This is a genomic window from Candidatus Nitrohelix vancouverensis, from assembly GCA_015698305.1.
Lineage (GTDB): Bacteria > Nitrospinota > Nitrospinia > Nitrospinales > VA-1 > Nitrohelix > Nitrohelix vancouverensis.
The window spans coordinates 2,608,230-2,623,809 of record CP048620.1 but is presented as its reverse complement, the minus strand read 5'-3'; the positions used below and the strand labels follow the sequence as shown (position 1 = coordinate 2,623,809).

15 protein-coding genes are annotated in these 15,580 nt (G+C 50.0%); 9 read left to right on the top strand and 6 right to left on the bottom strand.

Features of this window, described 5'->3' with window-relative positions; genetic code table 11:
- Window positions 1–60: 60 nt before the first annotated feature.
- The 3 genes from G3M78_12145 to G3M78_12135 are packed head-to-tail and all read left to right on the top strand — an operon-like array spanning window position 61 to window position 3,738.
- Window positions 61–1,839: an ATP-binding cassette domain-containing protein gene (locus G3M78_12145; GenBank protein QPJ66102.1), complete on the top strand. Its 1,779-nt coding sequence runs from the start codon at window positions 61–63 to the stop codon at window positions 1,837–1,839.
- Complete coding sequence (locus tag G3M78_12140; GenBank protein QPJ66101.1) at window positions 1,826–2,860, top strand: 3-oxoacyl-ACP synthase III; 1,035 nt, start codon at window positions 1,826–1,828, stop codon at window positions 2,858–2,860. The genes G3M78_12145 and G3M78_12140 overlap by 14 nt, the downstream gene beginning before the upstream one ends.
- Complete coding sequence (locus G3M78_12135; GenBank protein ID QPJ66100.1) at window positions 2,854–3,738, top strand: alpha/beta fold hydrolase; 885 nt, start codon at window positions 2,854–2,856, stop codon at window positions 3,736–3,738. The genes G3M78_12140 and G3M78_12135 overlap by 7 nt, the downstream gene beginning before the upstream one ends.
- A gap of 67 nt (window positions 3,739–3,805) precedes the next feature.
- Here the strand turns inward: G3M78_12135 and G3M78_12130 are convergent, their stop codons facing one another.
- On the bottom strand, window positions 3,806–5,110 hold the full coding sequence (locus G3M78_12130) for an adenosylhomocysteinase (GenBank protein QPJ66099.1): 1,305 nt from the start codon (window positions 5,108–5,110) through the stop codon (window positions 3,806–3,808).
- A 174-nt stretch (window positions 5,111–5,284) separates the two neighbouring features.
- Window positions 5,285–8,128: a GAF domain-containing protein gene (locus tag G3M78_12125; protein ID QPJ66098.1), complete on the bottom strand. Its 2,844-nt coding sequence runs from the start codon at window positions 8,126–8,128 to the stop codon at window positions 5,285–5,287.
- A 172-nt stretch (window positions 8,129–8,300) separates the two neighbouring features.
- On the opposite strand from G3M78_12125, the gene G3M78_12120 reads away from it, so the two are divergent.
- From G3M78_12120 to G3M78_12105, 4 genes are all read left to right on the top strand, one after another.
- Complete coding sequence (locus tag G3M78_12120; protein QPJ66097.1) at window positions 8,301–8,897, top strand: sel1 repeat family protein; 597 nt, start codon at window positions 8,301–8,303, stop codon at window positions 8,895–8,897.
- A gap of 244 nt (window positions 8,898–9,141) precedes the next feature.
- On the top strand, window positions 9,142–9,567 hold the full coding sequence (gene flgB / locus G3M78_12115) for a flagellar basal body rod protein FlgB (GenBank protein ID QPJ66096.1): 426 nt from the start codon (window positions 9,142–9,144) through the stop codon (window positions 9,565–9,567).
- A gap of 87 nt (window positions 9,568–9,654) precedes the next feature.
- Entirely contained in the window at window positions 9,655–9,975 is a 321-nt protein-coding gene (gene fliE / locus G3M78_12110; protein ID QPJ66095.1) for a flagellar hook-basal body complex protein FliE, read from the top strand.
- Between the two features lie 227 nt (window positions 9,976–10,202).
- On the top strand, window positions 10,203–10,589 hold the full coding sequence (locus G3M78_12105; protein ID QPJ66094.1) for a hypothetical protein: 387 nt from the start codon (window positions 10,203–10,205) through the stop codon (window positions 10,587–10,589).
- A 65-nt stretch (window positions 10,590–10,654) separates the two neighbouring features.
- On the opposite strand, the gene G3M78_12100 is transcribed toward G3M78_12105, so the two are convergent.
- Together G3M78_12100 and G3M78_12095 are read right to left on the bottom strand one after the other, a co-directional pair.
- Entirely contained in the window at window positions 10,655–10,969 is a 315-nt protein-coding gene (locus G3M78_12100; GenBank protein QPJ66093.1) for a Rieske (2Fe-2S) protein, read from the bottom strand.
- Window positions 10,970–11,758 carry a sulfurtransferase gene (locus G3M78_12095; protein ID QPJ66092.1) on the bottom strand — a complete coding sequence of 263 codons (789 nt, stop codon included), beginning with the start codon at window positions 11,756–11,758 and terminating at the stop codon, window positions 10,970–10,972. It lies immediately after the preceding gene.
- 458 nt (window positions 11,759–12,216) lie between these two features.
- Between G3M78_12095 and G3M78_12090 the strand changes: the two genes are divergently transcribed.
- Both G3M78_12090 and G3M78_12085 read left to right on the top strand, forming a co-directional pair.
- Window positions 12,217–13,113, top strand: coding sequence for a hypothetical protein (locus G3M78_12090; protein QPJ66091.1), 897 nt, complete (start codon window positions 12,217–12,219; stop codon window positions 13,111–13,113).
- A gap of 38 nt (window positions 13,114–13,151) precedes the next feature.
- The gene (locus G3M78_12085; protein ID QPJ66090.1) at window positions 13,152–13,514 is read left to right on the top strand and encodes a LapA family protein; all 363 of its coding nucleotides are present in this window, start codon (window positions 13,152–13,154) and stop codon (window positions 13,512–13,514) included.
- 36 nt (window positions 13,515–13,550) lie between these two features.
- Here G3M78_12085 and G3M78_12080 read toward each other — a convergent pair whose 3' ends face one another.
- Window positions 13,551–14,606, bottom strand: coding sequence for an agmatine deiminase family protein (locus G3M78_12080; GenBank protein ID QPJ66089.1), 1,056 nt, complete (start codon window positions 14,604–14,606; stop codon window positions 13,551–13,553).
- Window positions 14,607–15,479, bottom strand: a complete 873-nt coding sequence (locus G3M78_12075) for a carbon-nitrogen hydrolase (protein QPJ66088.1) — start codon at window positions 15,477–15,479, stop codon at window positions 14,607–14,609. It lies immediately after the preceding gene.
- Window positions 15,480–15,580: the final 101 nt, after the last annotated feature.

The window sequence follows — 15,580 nt, the reverse complement described above, 5'->3', positions numbered from 1 at the left end:
AAGGGCAGGAGCTTTTTTGTTTGCGCCTTTCCCGGCAAGCAAGCCGGCCCCGTTTAAAACATGAATTTCCCCTTGTATAAAAGAATGTTTGGGTTTGTGAGACCGTTCCTGCCCAAACTGACTTTGGCGATCTTTTTCTCCGTGATTGTGGGCGCCATTGCAACCTCTCCGGTGCCTCTCATCCAGACGGTTTTTGACGATATCTTTCAGGAAAAAGATTACTTCTTGTTAAAGATAGTCCCTTTAGGACTGGCGGGCTTGTATCTGGTCAAAGCCGCTCTTTCTTATGTTCAGAATTTAATCATCTTTGGCATTTCATGGGAATTGATTGTCAGCGTCCGCGACAAGTTATTCACCCACATCCATCATTTGCCCTTTGGTTTTTTTGAAAAAAATCAGGTGGGGCAATTGATCTCCCGCATTATCAATGACGTTTCCATTATGCAATCGACGATCACCCGCCTTTTGAAAGAGTTCATTCAAAACGGCATCATGATGATCGGTCTGCTGGGATGGCTGTTCTATATGAAGTGGGACTGGGCTTTGATGTCGCTGGTGATTTTCCCTCTGGTCGTACTCCCCATCTCAAACATTGCCCGCAAGCTGAAGCGATTGAGTCACCAGGGCCAGGAATTGCTGGGCGATTTGAATTCGACAATCCTTGAATCCTTTTCAGGCGTGAAAATCGTTCGCGCTTTTGGACTGGAACCTCAGGAGATCAAAAAGTTCGGAAAAACCAACGATGCGTATTTGCAGGTGATGAAGAAGAATGTCAAGTACATCGAGATCACCTCGCCCTTACTGGAGTTTCTGGGCATCGCCAGCGCTTCGGTGATTTTATGGTATGGCGGCAGTGAAGTTCTAGAGGGGCGGGTGACTCAGGGCACCTTCATCGCCTTTCTTGTGGCTTTGTTCATGTTGTACGGTCCAGTGCGATTGTTGTTTCGCATATTCGCAAATTTTCAGGTCTCACTCGCGGGAGCTGAAAGGGTCTTCGCCATCCTTGACATGAAGGAGGAGAAGGTACGCGAAGGCGACCTGGTCCTGAACGGTTTTCACGATAGCATTGAATATCGAAACGTTTCATTCAAGTACCCGACGCGCTCCACTCTGGTGCTGGACAGGATTGATCTGAAGGTTCCCAAGTCCCATGCGATCGCGATCGTCGGGATGAGCGGCGCGGGGAAAACGACGCTGGCAGATTTGCTGTTTCGTTTTTTCGACGTGACGCAAGGCGAGATTCTGATCGATGGTAAAAACATTCAGGAATATCGTCTGGCTTCCTTAAGAAACAATCTGGCGCTGGTGACTCAGGATACTTTTCTGTTCAACGATACAATCTGGAACAATATTCTGTTTGGCAGACCGGAGGCAACTGAGGAGGAGGTGATCCGCGCCGCTAAAGCCGCTCATGTTCATGATTTTGTGCAGAAACTGGACGACAAGTACGGGACGGTTGTTGGCGAGAGAGGTCTTAAATTATCCGGCGGTCAGCGACAGCGTCTGGCGATTGCGCGCGCGATTCTGCGCGACGCGCCGATTCTGGTGCTGGATGAAGCGACCTCTTCTCTGGATTCTGAATCGGAAAAACTGGTGCAGGAAGCTCTGCACAACCTCATGGAAAACCGCACGACTTTTGTCATCGCGCATCGCTTGTCGACAGTCAAACATGCGCATAAAATCATCGTCATGGATCATGGTCGCATCGTTGAGACAGGGACGCATGATGACTTGCTGGAGCATTCCGGCTTGTACCGAAAATATTACGACATGCAGTTCAGAGATAAGAATGTAGATGGGGATTCTATGACCCAGACGGAGTCTCATGAAGTTCAATAATGTCTGCATCGAAGCGCTGGGTTATCATCTGCCAGAGCAAGTCGTCAGCTCGGATGATATAGAGAAAAGGCTGTCTCCCATCTATGATGCGCTGAAATTGCCCTATGGGCGCTTGCAGTTGATGAGCGGCATTCGCGAACGGCGTTTTTTTGACAAGAGCGAGACGCCCAGTTCGGTGGCGTCCATTGCCGGTGAGCAGGCTTTATCTCGCACGACTCTTGACCGCAAACGTATCGGCTGTTTGATTCATGCTTCGGTGTGCAGGGACTTTCTGGAACCGGCGACGGCGGCTGTGGTTCACAATAATTTGAAGCTCGATCCCGGCGCGATGGTGTTTGATATTTCCAACGCTTGTCTTGGCGTATTGAATGGCATGGTGACGGTTGCCAATATGATTGAGCTGGGCCAGATCGAGGCGGGACTGATTGTATCCGGTGAAAACGGCGGTCCTTTAGTGGACGCTACCATCGAGAATCTTTTGTCGCGCAAAGACATTTGTCGCGCCGATGTGAAATCTGCGTTCGCGTCCTTGACCATCGCGTCTGCGGCAGTAGCCGTGTTGTTGACGCATCGCGACATTTCCACGACAGGCCATCGCTTGTTAGGCGGCGCGGCGATGGCGGAAACCCGATTCAATGATCTGTGTCGGGGCGAAGGGGATAGCGGCGTCGGTCCGCTCATGGAAACGGATTCGGAGGCGATGTTGAAGGAAGGTTGTCAGCTTGCAGGTCGGACCTGGGAACAGACCCGCTCGGAACTGGGCTGGAGCAATGACGATGTGGACCGGGTATTTTGTCATCAAGTTGGCTCCGCGCATCGCAGACTGTTGTACGAAACTTTGCAGTTGGACCCGGCCAAAGATTTTTCCACTCTGGAATTTTTAGGCAATACCGGCTCGGCTTCTTTACCCTCCACACTGGCCATCGGCGAGGAGAGGGGATTATTGGAAAAAGGCAACCGCGCCGCCTTGCTTGGTATTGGTAGCGGTCTGAACTGTCTCATGCTGGGCGTTGAATGGTGACGGATACATCCGCATTCAAAAGTCTGTACCCTTTCGAATCTCATTTCCTTGACTTGGGCGCGAATCGATATCACTACATCGACGAAGGGGAGGGCGAGACTCTTCTCATGTTGCATGGCAATCCCACCTGGTCGTTTTATTATCGCAATCTCATAAGCGCTTTCAAAGGCAGGTATCGTTGCATCGCTCCCGACCATATGGGATGCGGTCTGTCCGACAAGCCTCAAGAATACGATTACACGCTGGAGCGCCATATTGATAATCTGGAGGCTCTGGTCGATCAGCTTCAATTGAAGCGTTTGACTCTGCTGGTTCATGACTGGGGCGGGGCGATCGGCATGGGCCTCGCGGTGCGTCGCCCTGAGTTGATAAGCCGTTTGATTTTTTTCAACACCGCCGCGTTTTTATCGGACCGGATCCCCTTCAGCATCAACCTGTGTCGCGTTCCTCTACTTGGCGCGGCGCTCATTCGCGGCTTGAACGCGTTTGCGCGTGCGGCCCTTATAAGAGCCGCCAAACATAAAGACCGCCTGACCGCAGAGGTTCGAGCCGGATACCTTGCGCCTTACGATTCCTTCGCCAACCGGATTGCGACCCTGCGTTTTGTTCAGGACATTCCCATGTCGGCGGATGTTCCCAGCTATCCAGTCGTAAAGCGCATCGAGGAAAATTTAGCTCAATTCAATACAACACCTAAAATGATCATTTGGGGACGTAAGGACTTCTGTTTTAATTTTTATTTTTTGAATCGCTGGAAAGAGATTTATCCCGACGCGCTGGTGCATGAGGCGGTTGATGCCGGGCATTATGTGCTTGAGGATGCGCATGAACGCATCATCCCCTGGGTCGAGGAATTTTTGGAGGAGAATGCTATTTAGGGGATATTGGAGATAGGTAAAATAAAAGCGCATCCTTTTCTGGAATGAAAAGGATGCGCTTTTTTGATTAGTAGCGGTAATGATCGGGTTTGTAAGGCCCTTCCTGGGGAATATTCAGATATTCCGCCTGTTCTTTGGTCAAGCGCGTCAGCTTCACGCCGAGTTTGTCAAGGTGCAGTCGCGCGACCTCTTCATCCAGGCGCTTCGGCAGGGTGTAGACGCCGACTTCATATTGTTTCTTGTAAAGTTCGATTTGAGCCAGCACCTGATTGGTGAAGGAGTTGGACATGACGAACGAGGGGTGCCCGGTTGCGCAACCCAGGTTGACCAGTCGTCCCTCTGCAAGCAGGAGAATGCTGTGCCCGTCCGGGAAGGTGTACTTGTCCACTTGCGGTTTGATTTCTTTTTTCACGATGCCGGGAAAATGGTTCAACTGCTCGACCTGGATTTCCACGTCAAAATGACCGATGTTGCACACGATGGCGGAGTCCTTCATTTTCTCCATATGGTCGATGCGGATGATGTCGCTACAACCGGTCGTGGTCACGTAGATATCGCCTTGCGCCAGCGCGTCTTCCATCGTGGTCACTTCATAACCTTCCATCGCCGCCTGCAATGCGCAAATCGGATCGATCTCTGTGACGAGCACGCGCGCGCCCAGACTCTTCATTGAATCGGCGCAACCTTTGCCAACGTCGCCATAACCGGCGATCACCACGATTTTTCCGGCGATCATGATGTCGGTGGCGCGTTTGATGCCGTCTGCCAGCGACTCGCGGCAACCATAGAGGTTGTCGAATTTGGATTTGGTGACGGAATCGTTGACGTTCATCGCGGGAATCTTGAGCGCATTGTCCGTCAGCATTTTGTAAAGATGATGCACGCCCGTTGTGGTCTCTTCAGTGATGCCTTTGATTGCAGGCAACATTTCAGGGTGATTTTTATGCACATATGCGGTGAGGTCGCCGCCATCATCGAGAATCATATTCGGACCTTCATCGAAGAGGAGGGTTTGACCCGTGCACCACCAATACTCTTCTTCGGTTTCACCCTTCCAGGCAAAAACGGGAATTCCCTCTTTGGCGATAGCCGCCGCGGCATGGTCCTGAGTCGAGAAAATATTGCAGGAGGCCCAGCGCACTTCAGCCCCCAGCACGATCAGCGTTTCGATCAAAACAGCGGTTTGAATCGTCATATGCAGTGATCCCGCAATTCGCGCCCCCGCCAGGGGTTTTGAAGAACCGTATTGCTCTCGAAGCGCCATCAGACCCGGCATTTCCTTTTCTGCGAGGATGATTTCTTCCCGACCCCAATCTGCCAGCGACAGATCTTTGACTTTGTATTTTTCCGCAACAATAGCTGTAGGACTCATCTCTACTCCTTAGAATGATTGATATGAATGTATTTGAATCCGTCTACTTGAAAGCTGAGAAGACGGCATGATTCACGGGAAGGATTTAAAACTCTGCCTTTAGTATAACAAAAATCTGTGACAAAGGTCTAGAGTCAAACAACGAAAAAAATCACTCATTGCCTGGGACTGGGTTCAGCGACGCGATGACGCCTGGGTGATTTTTATGGTTTTGTAGAGAAAATTCTTGAAACTGAGAAAGCGTCTTTTCTCCTGAGGGTCGTTTTCAAAATCGGATCGGACCGCGCGCAATTTAACGGCCAGACCGGGTAAATTGGCATGGTAACGATCTTTAGCGTTTTCATAGAGAGACAAAACCGCTTCACGCGTCAGTTGGTTTCGTTTGAAGGGCAGATGCACCTCGGACCAGAAATCGCCTTGCCCGGACTCCAGTCGATCCAAAATGGATTCTTCTTCGGTTTGAGAAACGGAGGGGTCGACGGTGACTACCGGATCGGATTGCAAGGCGTCGGCGACGTCGTTGCGGGTGATGACGCCGTTTCTGCAAAACAACATTGAGCGCAGTAGGATGTTTTTCAATTCCCTCACATTTCCTTTGAAATGGTGCGCTTTGAGAAAGTCGATCGCTCCAGACGCCAGTTGCAGGGGCGACTTGTCTTCTCCGTTGACGCGATAAGTCTGCTCGAGGATTCCAAGGAAGTGGGTCGCCAGATCTTCGATGTCTTCCTTCCGATCATTGAGGCTGGGAATGTGAAAACTCAGAGCGTTGAGCCTTTGATAAAGGTCTTCTCGGAAAGCCCCCTGGCGGATTTCTTCGCGCAGGTTTTTGTTGGTGGCGGCGATCAGGAAAATTCTGGAGTGTTTGGGCTGGTTTTCCCCCAGCCTGACAAAGACGCCGGTGTCGAGAAAGCGCAGGAGCTGAACCTGTGTCTTCGGGTCCGCGTCGCCAATCTCATCGAGAAAAACGACGCCGCCGTCGGCTTCTTCCAGAATGCCGCGCCGTTGCATTTCGGCGCCGGTGAACGCTCCCTTGGCGTGACCAAACAATTCGGAGTAGGTCAACTCGCCGCTATAGGCGGCGATATTGGTTTTTCGGAGCGGCGTTTTGAAATGAACGCCTTTCTCTGTTTGGAAGATTTCCGAAATGCGCGAGTAAATATTATTAAAGAAAAATTCCTTGCCCGCGCCGGTGGGGCCATTGATGAGCAGGCAGGGCAAGCCCATCATGGTCTCGGTCTGCGGCGCGTCGTCCCAGTTCAACATGCGTCGGCACACCGATTCCACCACGGTGTCGATCTGCCGGACGAGATGATGGATCTTGGAACTTTTTCCGATCACGTTGCCAAAATAGTAGGAAGAGACTTTCGGGTCGCGGTACTCGATGTCGCGTTTGACGTGAATGGTCTGTTGTCTCAGCTCTTCGATTTGAGTCAGGTTGTAGACCTTCTGGCTTATCAGGCTGGCGATGATCTGTAGAATTCGTTTATGCTCGGCGGTGAATGAATGTTTTCTGAAGCTGTCTTGTGTTATCACCCCGATGACGCTGGAACCGTAAATGATAGGCACTGCCAGTTCCGATTGAACGGTGGAAAGGAAGTTGCGATAGAAACCCTTGGTTTCCTTGCGATCATGAACGTTGTTCACCAGAACGGGGCGGGCGGTGTGCGCGCAGTAGCCGTTCAGTGAACGTTCATGCACGGCCAGTTCCTCGCCGCCGACGAGCAGGAGCGGGATTTTACTTTTCATCCAGCCGCGCGATTTGGCGCCCACCATTTTACCGTCCTCCGTTTCGACGACAAGGCAGGGCTTGCCGTCGATTGCCTGAAGAATGGAAACGGAGCCGCAGGCCGAACCGATCAATTCAGAAACCTTGTCGAGGATTTTATGGAGAAACTCCTGAAGCGTGTCTTCGTGATTGGAGAGCAGTTCCTCGATCTCGGAGAGGATTTGTATTTCGATTCGCTCCGGCGTTTCTTCAACGATCAATTGCTCGATCATCGAGGCGTGATCTTCAAGAAGGCGTTTTTCAAACTCGGTGAATTCGTGTTGCTCGTTGGTGTAATAATGCACTGCGCAAATGAACTGCCCGCCGGATTTTGCAAATTTGGAAATCTGGTAGAGCGACACCAGATTGATCTTGCTGGTGATGGCTTTTCGGGTGAAAGACTCCTCCATGATATCCGCCGTGTAAATCGCCCCTTGCCGTTTGCTCCGCGCAACCAGACCGCGTTCGGGGTCGTAATCGACAATACGGTTTATCAGGTTTTCGCTATTGGCGATGCTGATCTGGTCGTTATTTGAATACACCAGCGCGTCGTTTTTGTCTCTTGAATACACCGCCATCACTTCTACAAGGTCCATGGGTTTTTTCGATTGCGTGATGGGGTTCTGTGTGGAAGAGGGCACGAGCACCGATGCGAGCGCGAGCTTGTCGATGAGATTGACCGCTGAGCGAACCATGCGCCAGGCCGCTTCCTTCTTGCGCGCCAGATCGAGGTGCCTGGAAAATGAAATCTGCTGATGAAAACGTTTCGCCTTGTCGATGGAACCGCTGTTTAGTGAAAGGAAATTTTGTATGTCAGCGATCTGCGGTTCGGCAAGCCAGGATTTCTTTTTCTCCCAGTCCAGACTGAGCGCGCCAATCGACCTCAACTGATGGGTGATTGGAAAGATGGCGGATGATCTGATCCCGGAAATCTGCGCGAAAGGGTCCTCATTGTCATTCAGTCCCTCCGGCGTGTTCCAGGACAGGAGCATGCGATTCTCGAAGAAAGCACGCGACATAAAGGATTTTGGCGGAGCGATGAACTGGGTGATGGAGGGATCGTCCGCATGGCCAGAACCCGCTACATATTGGCAAATGAGCATTCCTTCGTAGAGGTCTTCCAGATAAATACGCACATAGCGACAGCGGTAGAGATCCCTCAACTCGGTGGCCATGAAATGCAGGATATCGGACAGGTTTTCCTTGCCAAAATTCCTGAGCTTTTTGCTTAAATCATCCAGTTCCTGAGACATTTTTCCAATGAGGAGTGGGTTGACGCTATTTTCGACACATTATAGCAGTAATTACATAATAATGTGTAGGTTTGGGAGCGAAACACCGGGGCCGGGCTTGCTGATGCCCGGGATTTATTTATAAGGTATAATCCTGATTGGCATGCGGATAATAATAACAGGGAGGGGTTCGATGAAACGTTTGCTGAAATCTATTACTTGCGTTGCATTCATTTTTTTGTTTTCAGGAACGACTGTATTTGCTGGAGAGAAAAGTGTTGAAAACGAGACCGGCGATCCATTTGAAACAATAGAAGAAATAAAACGCTCCGCCGAGCAGGGGAATGCAGAAGCTCAATTCCTGCTTGGAAGTGAGTATCTCGACGGTGTGAAATTGACCTTGAATTATCAGGAAGCTCTGAAGTGGTACCGCCTTTCAGCTGAACAGGGAGACATGACGGCGCAGTCCGCCCTCGGCCTAATGTATCGGAATGGACTTGGAACAGAACAGGATGATGTCAAATCTTTCACCTGGTACAGACGTGCGGCGCGTCAGGGAAACGCCACCTCACAATATAACCTTGGTATGATTTACGGTTCTGGGAAGGGCGTGTTGCAGAGTTATATTCTTTCACACCAATGGTTTAATATCGCCGCGGCAAACGGACACGAAGACGGGCGCCTGATGAGAGATAAACTGGCCGAACTAATGACCCCGGAGCAGATACAGGAAGCGCAGAGGTTGGCAAAGGAGTGGTCGTTAAAATATAAAATATCAAAAGGCGATTGACTGAATTGTGAGTGAACGGTTGACAATTTTTTTCAGGGAAATTGCTTCCAAGTCATGGAAAGCGTCAAAAATTTCCTCAAAGAGTCAAAATTTTCCCTGTTTGCATGCTTGTGGCCTTCCCGCCAAATTTTGTCCCAATATGAAAAGCCTCATGTTTTAAGGGATTTAGTCCGATTATAACTATATTGAAGCGTCTCCTGATAATGGCATTGAGTTTGCATTAATCCATATCAAGGAGAACGCTATGCTAATTGACAAAATACTATTTTCAGACAATACGCCTCTTTTATTGAAGAAAAACCTGGATTTCAATTCGCAGAGGCATCTGCTGATTTCCAGCAATATTACCAATGCCGAGACGCCGGGTTTCAAAGCCCATGATCTGGATTTCAAGGATCAGTTACGCGAGGTATTGAATACGGAGGGCCGCTTGAGCATCAACTCGACGAATTCGAAGCATATGGGGCCTTCCAAGGAAAGTTTGAAATCGCTGGAACCGGAAGTGTTTGAAGAGCTGGATGCGGCCCGGTCTAACGGCAATAATGTAAATGTCGATAAAGAGATGACCAAACTGGCGGAAAACCAGATTCAGTACAACGCGACTATCGCCATGATGATGAAACGCGGATCCACCGTGCGCGCCGCAATCACTGAGCTACCGCAGCAATAATCGAGCTCGGCAGGGGGAGTTATCCCATTGACAAATTGGCGGCTTCGCTATAGATTATAAGAGTTGAAAACTAATTTTTGATTTGATATGAAAGACATCACTTTACAGTCAAATTTAAAAAGTCTTCAGGGCCTCAACCCTTCGGCTGGAGTCAAAAAACCGGAGCAGGGGAGCGGCGCTGAAGAGAACGTATCGTTTGCGGACACTCTGTCCGAATCCTTGCAGAAGGTGAACGATCTGCAAAAGGAAGCGGATACGGCGATTGAGGATTTTGCAACGGGTAAAACCGGCAATATTCATGAAACCATGATCGCTGTCGGCAAGGCCGATCTGGCGTTTCGCTTAACGATGCAGGTGAGAAATAAAATTGTTGAGGCCTATCAGGAAGTGATGCGTATGCAAGTCTGATTGAAGTCCTCTCTTCTGAATAAGTATTGCAAGCCCCTGGCGCAGACCAGGGGCTTTTTTGTTTGATCAAAGACTTCGAATCGCCTGAGAACTGTTCTGGGGCGTCAGATTGTCTGGCTGAATTTTGTTTTTGATGTTTTTTCCTGCGTCAAAAGGTTTTAAAATAGCTGGAGGATCGACAATGAGGTTGAGCCGGAGAAATCGCTATCAATTTACTGGGGGTTAAAATGAAATTATACGGATTGCATAAATGGTCGCTAGGCGCCGCCATGTTGTTACTGCTCGCTGGTAATGCACAGGCTCAATCAATGGGCCATGCAAGTGTTGCGCTGGGGCACGGCGAAGAAGGCTATCTGCACCTTGAAGAGATGGTCAAGCATCTGGAGTTTGGCCTGAAAATGGATGATGCAAATTCCGATTTGAAAATGCATGGTAGCGAGGCTCTGGGACATGCGCGTGAAGCCTTGACGCATTACAATGAAGCGTTGAAACATGCCTCGGAAGCCTTGGGTCGACCGATGAGAAACCCCATGATGGGAGAGGGGTCCGGTCAGGAACATGCGCCGCAGGAAGAGGGTTCGAATCACAGTCATGAAGGTTCTGGCCGGCACTAGTCCAAGCGCTAATCAATCTTGCGATCGGCGTTCAATCGGGAGCGCCGGGTCGAGTTCTGAGAAGTTCAGTTGCGTGGCGCCAGAAAAATTTTTCCATCTTCCACTTTGACGGAAAAGACGGTGGTGTTGAAATCGTCGCTGACAGCGCATTGACCGGTTTCCAGATCAAAGCGAAATCCATGATTGGGGCATTTGATGCCCACGCCGTCCAGGGTTCCGCGCAGAAGCGGAGCTGTTTTTTTATGCGGGCAGGTATCCAGAATCGCATAAAATTTTTCTTCAATTTTGAAGATGGTAACGCGCCTGCCATCCCACTCGACCCGCACTCTGTCTTTCGATTGCAGGTCGTCAATATGAGCCACTTCAACAAATGCCGTCATCTAGGTATTTTCCACCGGTAAGTTTGAATCATTGCTCCAGTCCCACCACGAGCCGTCGTAGTTTCTGACGGAATAGCCCAGGTATTTAAAAACAAAATAGGCCATGGAAGAACGGACGCCGCCGGTGCAGTAAACCACAACTTCTCTGGAGTCATCCAGGCCGTAAGTTTTCATTAAAGCCATGAGGGTGTCGGGGGAGTGGAGCCGCCCTTCGCTCGAATAAAAATCTCTCCAGTCGATATGGATTGCGGTGGGAATATGCCCGCCCCGTTGCGATCCGTAAGGCGTGGCCCCCTTATACTCTTCTTCCGTCCGGTTATCAATGATTGCCAGAGTTTTTGCGCTCAAGCGTTCGTTGATATAGCTTTTGTCTGCGTGGACGGCGGGATTGAAATTGATTTCCTGCGCTTTTAGATTGGATGTTGGGGCATGGTCGCGGCCGCGTTCGACCTCTCCGCCAGCTTCCTTCCATGCGGAAACCCCACCTTCCAGAAGTTTTACGTTGGAAAATCCAAAGTATTCGAGCATCCAGAAAATGCGTCCATCCGTTCGCCAGGGGTCGGAAGGTTCGCCATAGATGACAATTGTTTTTCCATGCTGGATACCGTGATCGCTCAATAGTTTGGCGAGTTGCTGTTTGTCGTCAATCAGCACGCCGGGAACGTCTTTGCCTTTTACGGTGAATTCTCTCCAGTCGGAGACATTGGCGGCGCCGGGAATATGCTCCAGAAAATATTTCCAGGACGACCTCGAATCGATAACGATCCGGTCATTTTTATCCATGCTCATGAGTTGTTGCGGTTGAATGAGGAGATTCGCTGAAACCCCTGCAAATACAGCATCAACGTCGTTTAAAGTGAACAGGATCAGAGCTAAAAATAGAGCCTGAAAAATTTTGTTTTTTCTTGACAAAAACACTGACCCACTTGTAATATCAGTCTTCATTTTTCGCTTAGAGTCCTTTGGAAGCGTACGCCTTCTTAAATGCTCTGTGAACGAAGGCGAGCGTTGTATTTTATTGTTCAAGACCTTGCATACCTTGCAAGTTCAGGGGAAGGCGACTCCCCCCATTATATCGCTCTTCTTTGGGAAATGCTTTCACAACTTTAAGTATTTTAAAGAGTTGTTTTTCGGGATCGATCCTTTAGCTTAAAGAGAAACCTGAAAACACTCTTATTTACATATTCGATTATACAAATTTTTTAAGAAATTTTTAAATCTTTAAAATAAGGTTATTTGGAGGAAATATGGTTGCCAGCGAAGACGGGAAAGACAACAACGAAGAACAGAAGCCAGCTCCAACGCCGGAAGATCGTCTTGAAGAAATAAAGAAGGAAGAGAAAGAAGACGCCAGCGCGTACTACGAACAGGGAAAAGAACCTGAAGAGGATTTGGCTAAAGAATACGAGAAGCCACTTCCTGAAGTTGATAAACGACAGGAAGATATTAATTTGTTCAAGGCGGTTGCGTTCCTCGGATTTGGTCTGGCGGCGTTAGCGATTGTCTTCATTTTGTTTTTTATCCGTGATCTTGACAGTCGTGTGGTCCACATGGGAAGCGCAGTTTCCCAGGTCGATTCTACCGTCAATGAAATGGGCGGCAAGGTCAGTGATATGGATTCGGCTGTGAACAGCTTGGAAGCCAGCATCGCTCCCTTGCGTCAGGAAATGGACGAAAAAATCAATGCTGTTAGCGCGAATGTAGACGGCGTGAAAGCAAAAGTCGGACAATACGAACGCTCTATGGCGATCATGGAATTGAAACGGGCTTTGGTCACGGTTCAGGACTTGTCAATGGGCGACTCCTCTGAAGTTAAAGCCAAATCCAATTCGATTGCCGATGCGATTCAATCATTGCTGAGTGACTTTGGCGTTGCAGGTCAAAGCCCTGCCGGAACGATTGAGGTTATGGAAGCGACCAGCCAGGCGGATGATTCTGATCTGGGAGAGCCGGTTGCAGAGGAACCTGCGGCAGAAGAACCTGTAGTAGAAGAAGCGCCCGCTGAAGCTCCTGAAGAAGAATCTGCGGCTCCTGCAGAAGAGGAAGCGGCAGAAGGCGATGATGCTGAAGAAGGGGATGACGCTGAAGAAGGCGACGACGAAGATTCTGACGATGAAGATGACGACGACGATAGCGATCTGTAATCTCTCTTCATAATTAATTTATTATTTAACTCAGACTTATGCGTTCGATCACTGTTATTTCAATTCTGCTATTCATGATACTTGTGGTCTCCCTGGCTCTGGTGAATCTGGAGCCAGTGGAGATCCACTATTATGATCTTCAGCTCAATCTGCAAACCATTCATTCCTCCATCATCATTGCAATTTTGGGAGCCTTCGCTTCTGGATTTCTCGTTGCCTGGCTGTTTGGCAAGTATGAGAAGGTGAAGTTGAAAGCAATCTCCATCAAGCAGAATTGCACGATAAACTCCCTCGAAAAAGAAGTGGCTAAACTCAAAACAACGCCAACGCTTCCACAAATCCCGGTGCAGACCGGAGACGCGCCGAAAACCGAGACGGTTTCCTCCTCAAGCTCTCGATAAAAAATTCTTAAGTTAGATTAAATTGAATGTCGCCGCTCAGGCGACGGCGGGCTGTTGTTGCGTGATGCAATGGATGCTTCCCAGTCCGCAGACCAGAATTTGACTGGGAATGAGCGCAACCCTTCTTTCTGGAAAATACGATTCCAGAATTTCTTTCATTTGCTGATCCTTGTCGCCGCCGTAGCCGGGAAGCAGGATGCAGTGGTTGCCGATGTAAAAATTGGCGTAGCTGGCGGGCAGACGCATTCCATCGTCTTCCAGTCGGTCGGGCATGGGGATGGGGATGACCTCGAAGGGCTGTCCCTCCAGATTGGACGCCTTGTTCAGGCATTCCAGATTTTTCTGTAAACTTTCGTAGTGTTCGTCTTTTTTATTTTCTTCGACGGCGCACAGGATGGTATTGGGCGCGACGAAGCGCGCCAGATTGTCGATGTGCCCGTCGGTATCGTCTCCCTTAAGGTCGCCGTTCAACCAGATCACTTGCTGAACGCCCAGATAGCGACGCAGATAGTTTTCCATTGTGTCGCGCGCCAAACCGCCGTTGCGGTTTGTGTTGAGCAGGCAGGATTCGGTGGTCAGGCAGACGCCCTTGCCATTCACTTCGATGGCGCCGCCTTCGAGCACGATATTCGGGCGGAAGGTGGGAATGGACAAGCCTGCTGATATATGATCTCCAGCCCGGTTGTCGAGAGTCCAGTCGTATTTGCCGCCCCAGGAATCGAAATTCCATTTGTTCATCGCCAGATGACGACCTACCGCATCTTCGCGGACGATAAAGTTCGGGCCGTAGTCGCGAATCCATGAATCGTTGGTGGCGATGATATGAAGCCGGACCGCCTCGCGAGCCACGCCGCGGTTTTTTAAAATTTCTATGATTCGCTTGCGCGTTGCGAAATCCGGAACCAGCAGTTGCACCGTTTCGCTACCTTCAAGCGCCTGGATCATGAGCAGGTAGGCTTCTTCAACGTCCGCCAGATTCTGATTGGGCCAGGTCGGTTGGCTATGCGGCCAAGTCAACCAGACGCCGGAATGGGCTTCCCATTCGGCGGGCATCCGATACCCGGAAGATTCTGGAAAATTGGGCTGGGGCATCTAGTCGTCGTACAATTGATTGAGAGCGCTATAATGGTCGATGCGTCGGTCGCGCAAGAAAGGCCAGTTGCGTCTTACGTTTTCGATCAAGCTGAGGTCGCAATGAGCGATCAAAATATCCGAAGCGTCTTTGGGGCTTTGCGCGAGGATTTCGCCTTGTGGGCCGGATACGAAAGACTGGCCCCAGAATTTGATAGCGCCTTCTTCTCCCACCCGGTTGGCGGCGCCGACAAACACGCCGTTGGCGATGGCGTGGCTTTGCTGAATGGTTCTCCAGGCGTTGGCCTGTTTCTCCGCTTCATCCGCGTCGCTTTTTTGATAGCCGATCGCGGTGGGATAAAACAGAATTTGCGCGCCTTTCAGGCAGGTCAGGCGAGCGGCTTCGGGGAACCACTGGTCCCAGCAAATGAGAACGCCGATAGTCCCGTAGCGGGTTTTGAAACTTTGAAAGCCCAGATCGCCTGGGGTAAAATAGTATTTTTCATAGAAGCAGGGGTCGTCGGGAATATGCATCTTCCTGTAGACGCCCAGCAGGGAGCCGTCGGCGTCGATGACGGCGGCGGAGTTATGATAGATGCCGGGGGCGCGTTTCTCGAAGATCGGGGCGACGACGACCACTTCGAGGCGTTTACACAAGTCCTGAATTGCCAGCACGCTGGGGCCTGGAATGGGTTCGGCAAGATCAAATAATTGAAGAGTTTCGGTCTGGCAAAAGTATTGCGAGCGAAACAGCTCCTGCAGGCAAATGATCTGGGCGCCCTGTTTTGCGGCTTCCTCGATTTGAGTCAAGGCATTTGCAAGGTTTTGTTCAGGGTTTTCGACGCAGTTTGTCTGAATCAGACCGACGCTTGTGATTTGCGCTGATGAATTCATGGGACCTTTGTTCGTGAACATTTTCAGGGCTGAGTATATGCAATTCGCGGCGCTTCTACAATCGGTAATTCTGCCGCTTGCGGCGTTTTCCGCATTTTTTA

Bases quoted from the DNA above. Each gene is read 5' to 3' on its own strand.
- G3M78_12145 (QPJ66102.1), top strand. From the start codon at position 61: ATGAATTTCCCCTTGTATAAAAGAATGTTTGGGTTTGTGAGACCGTTC.
- G3M78_12140 (QPJ66101.1), top strand. From the start codon at position 1,826: ATGAAGTTCAATAATGTCTGCATCGAAGCGCTGGGTTATCATCTGCCA.
- G3M78_12135 (QPJ66100.1), top strand. From the start codon at position 2,854: ATGGTGACGGATACATCCGCATTCAAAAGTCTGTACCCTTTCGAATCT.
- G3M78_12130 (QPJ66099.1), bottom strand. From the start codon at position 5,110: ATGAGTCCTACAGCTATTGTTGCGGAAAAATACAAAGTCAAAGATCTG.
- G3M78_12125 (QPJ66098.1), bottom strand. From the start codon at position 8,128: ATGTCTCAGGAACTGGATGATTTAAGCAAAAAGCTCAGGAATTTTGGC.
- G3M78_12120 (QPJ66097.1), top strand. From the start codon at position 8,301: ATGAAACGTTTGCTGAAATCTATTACTTGCGTTGCATTCATTTTTTTG.
- flgB (QPJ66096.1), top strand. From the start codon at position 9,142: ATGCTAATTGACAAAATACTATTTTCAGACAATACGCCTCTTTTATTG.
- fliE (QPJ66095.1), top strand. From the start codon at position 9,655: ATGAAAGACATCACTTTACAGTCAAATTTAAAAAGTCTTCAGGGCCTC.
- G3M78_12105 (QPJ66094.1), top strand. From the start codon at position 10,203: ATGAAATTATACGGATTGCATAAATGGTCGCTAGGCGCCGCCATGTTG.
- G3M78_12100 (QPJ66093.1), bottom strand. From the start codon at position 10,969: ATGACGGCATTTGTTGAAGTGGCTCATATTGACGACCTGCAATCGAAA.
- G3M78_12095 (QPJ66092.1), bottom strand. From the start codon at position 11,758: ATGAGCATGGATAAAAATGACCGGATCGTTATCGATTCGAGGTCGTCC.
- G3M78_12090 (QPJ66091.1), top strand. From the start codon at position 12,217: ATGGTTGCCAGCGAAGACGGGAAAGACAACAACGAAGAACAGAAGCCA.
- G3M78_12085 (QPJ66090.1), top strand. From the start codon at position 13,152: ATGCGTTCGATCACTGTTATTTCAATTCTGCTATTCATGATACTTGTG.
- G3M78_12080 (QPJ66089.1), bottom strand. From the start codon at position 14,606: ATGCCCCAGCCCAATTTTCCAGAATCTTCCGGGTATCGGATGCCCGCC.
- G3M78_12075 (QPJ66088.1), bottom strand. From the start codon at position 15,479: ATGAATTCATCAGCGCAAATCACAAGCGTCGGTCTGATTCAGACAAAC.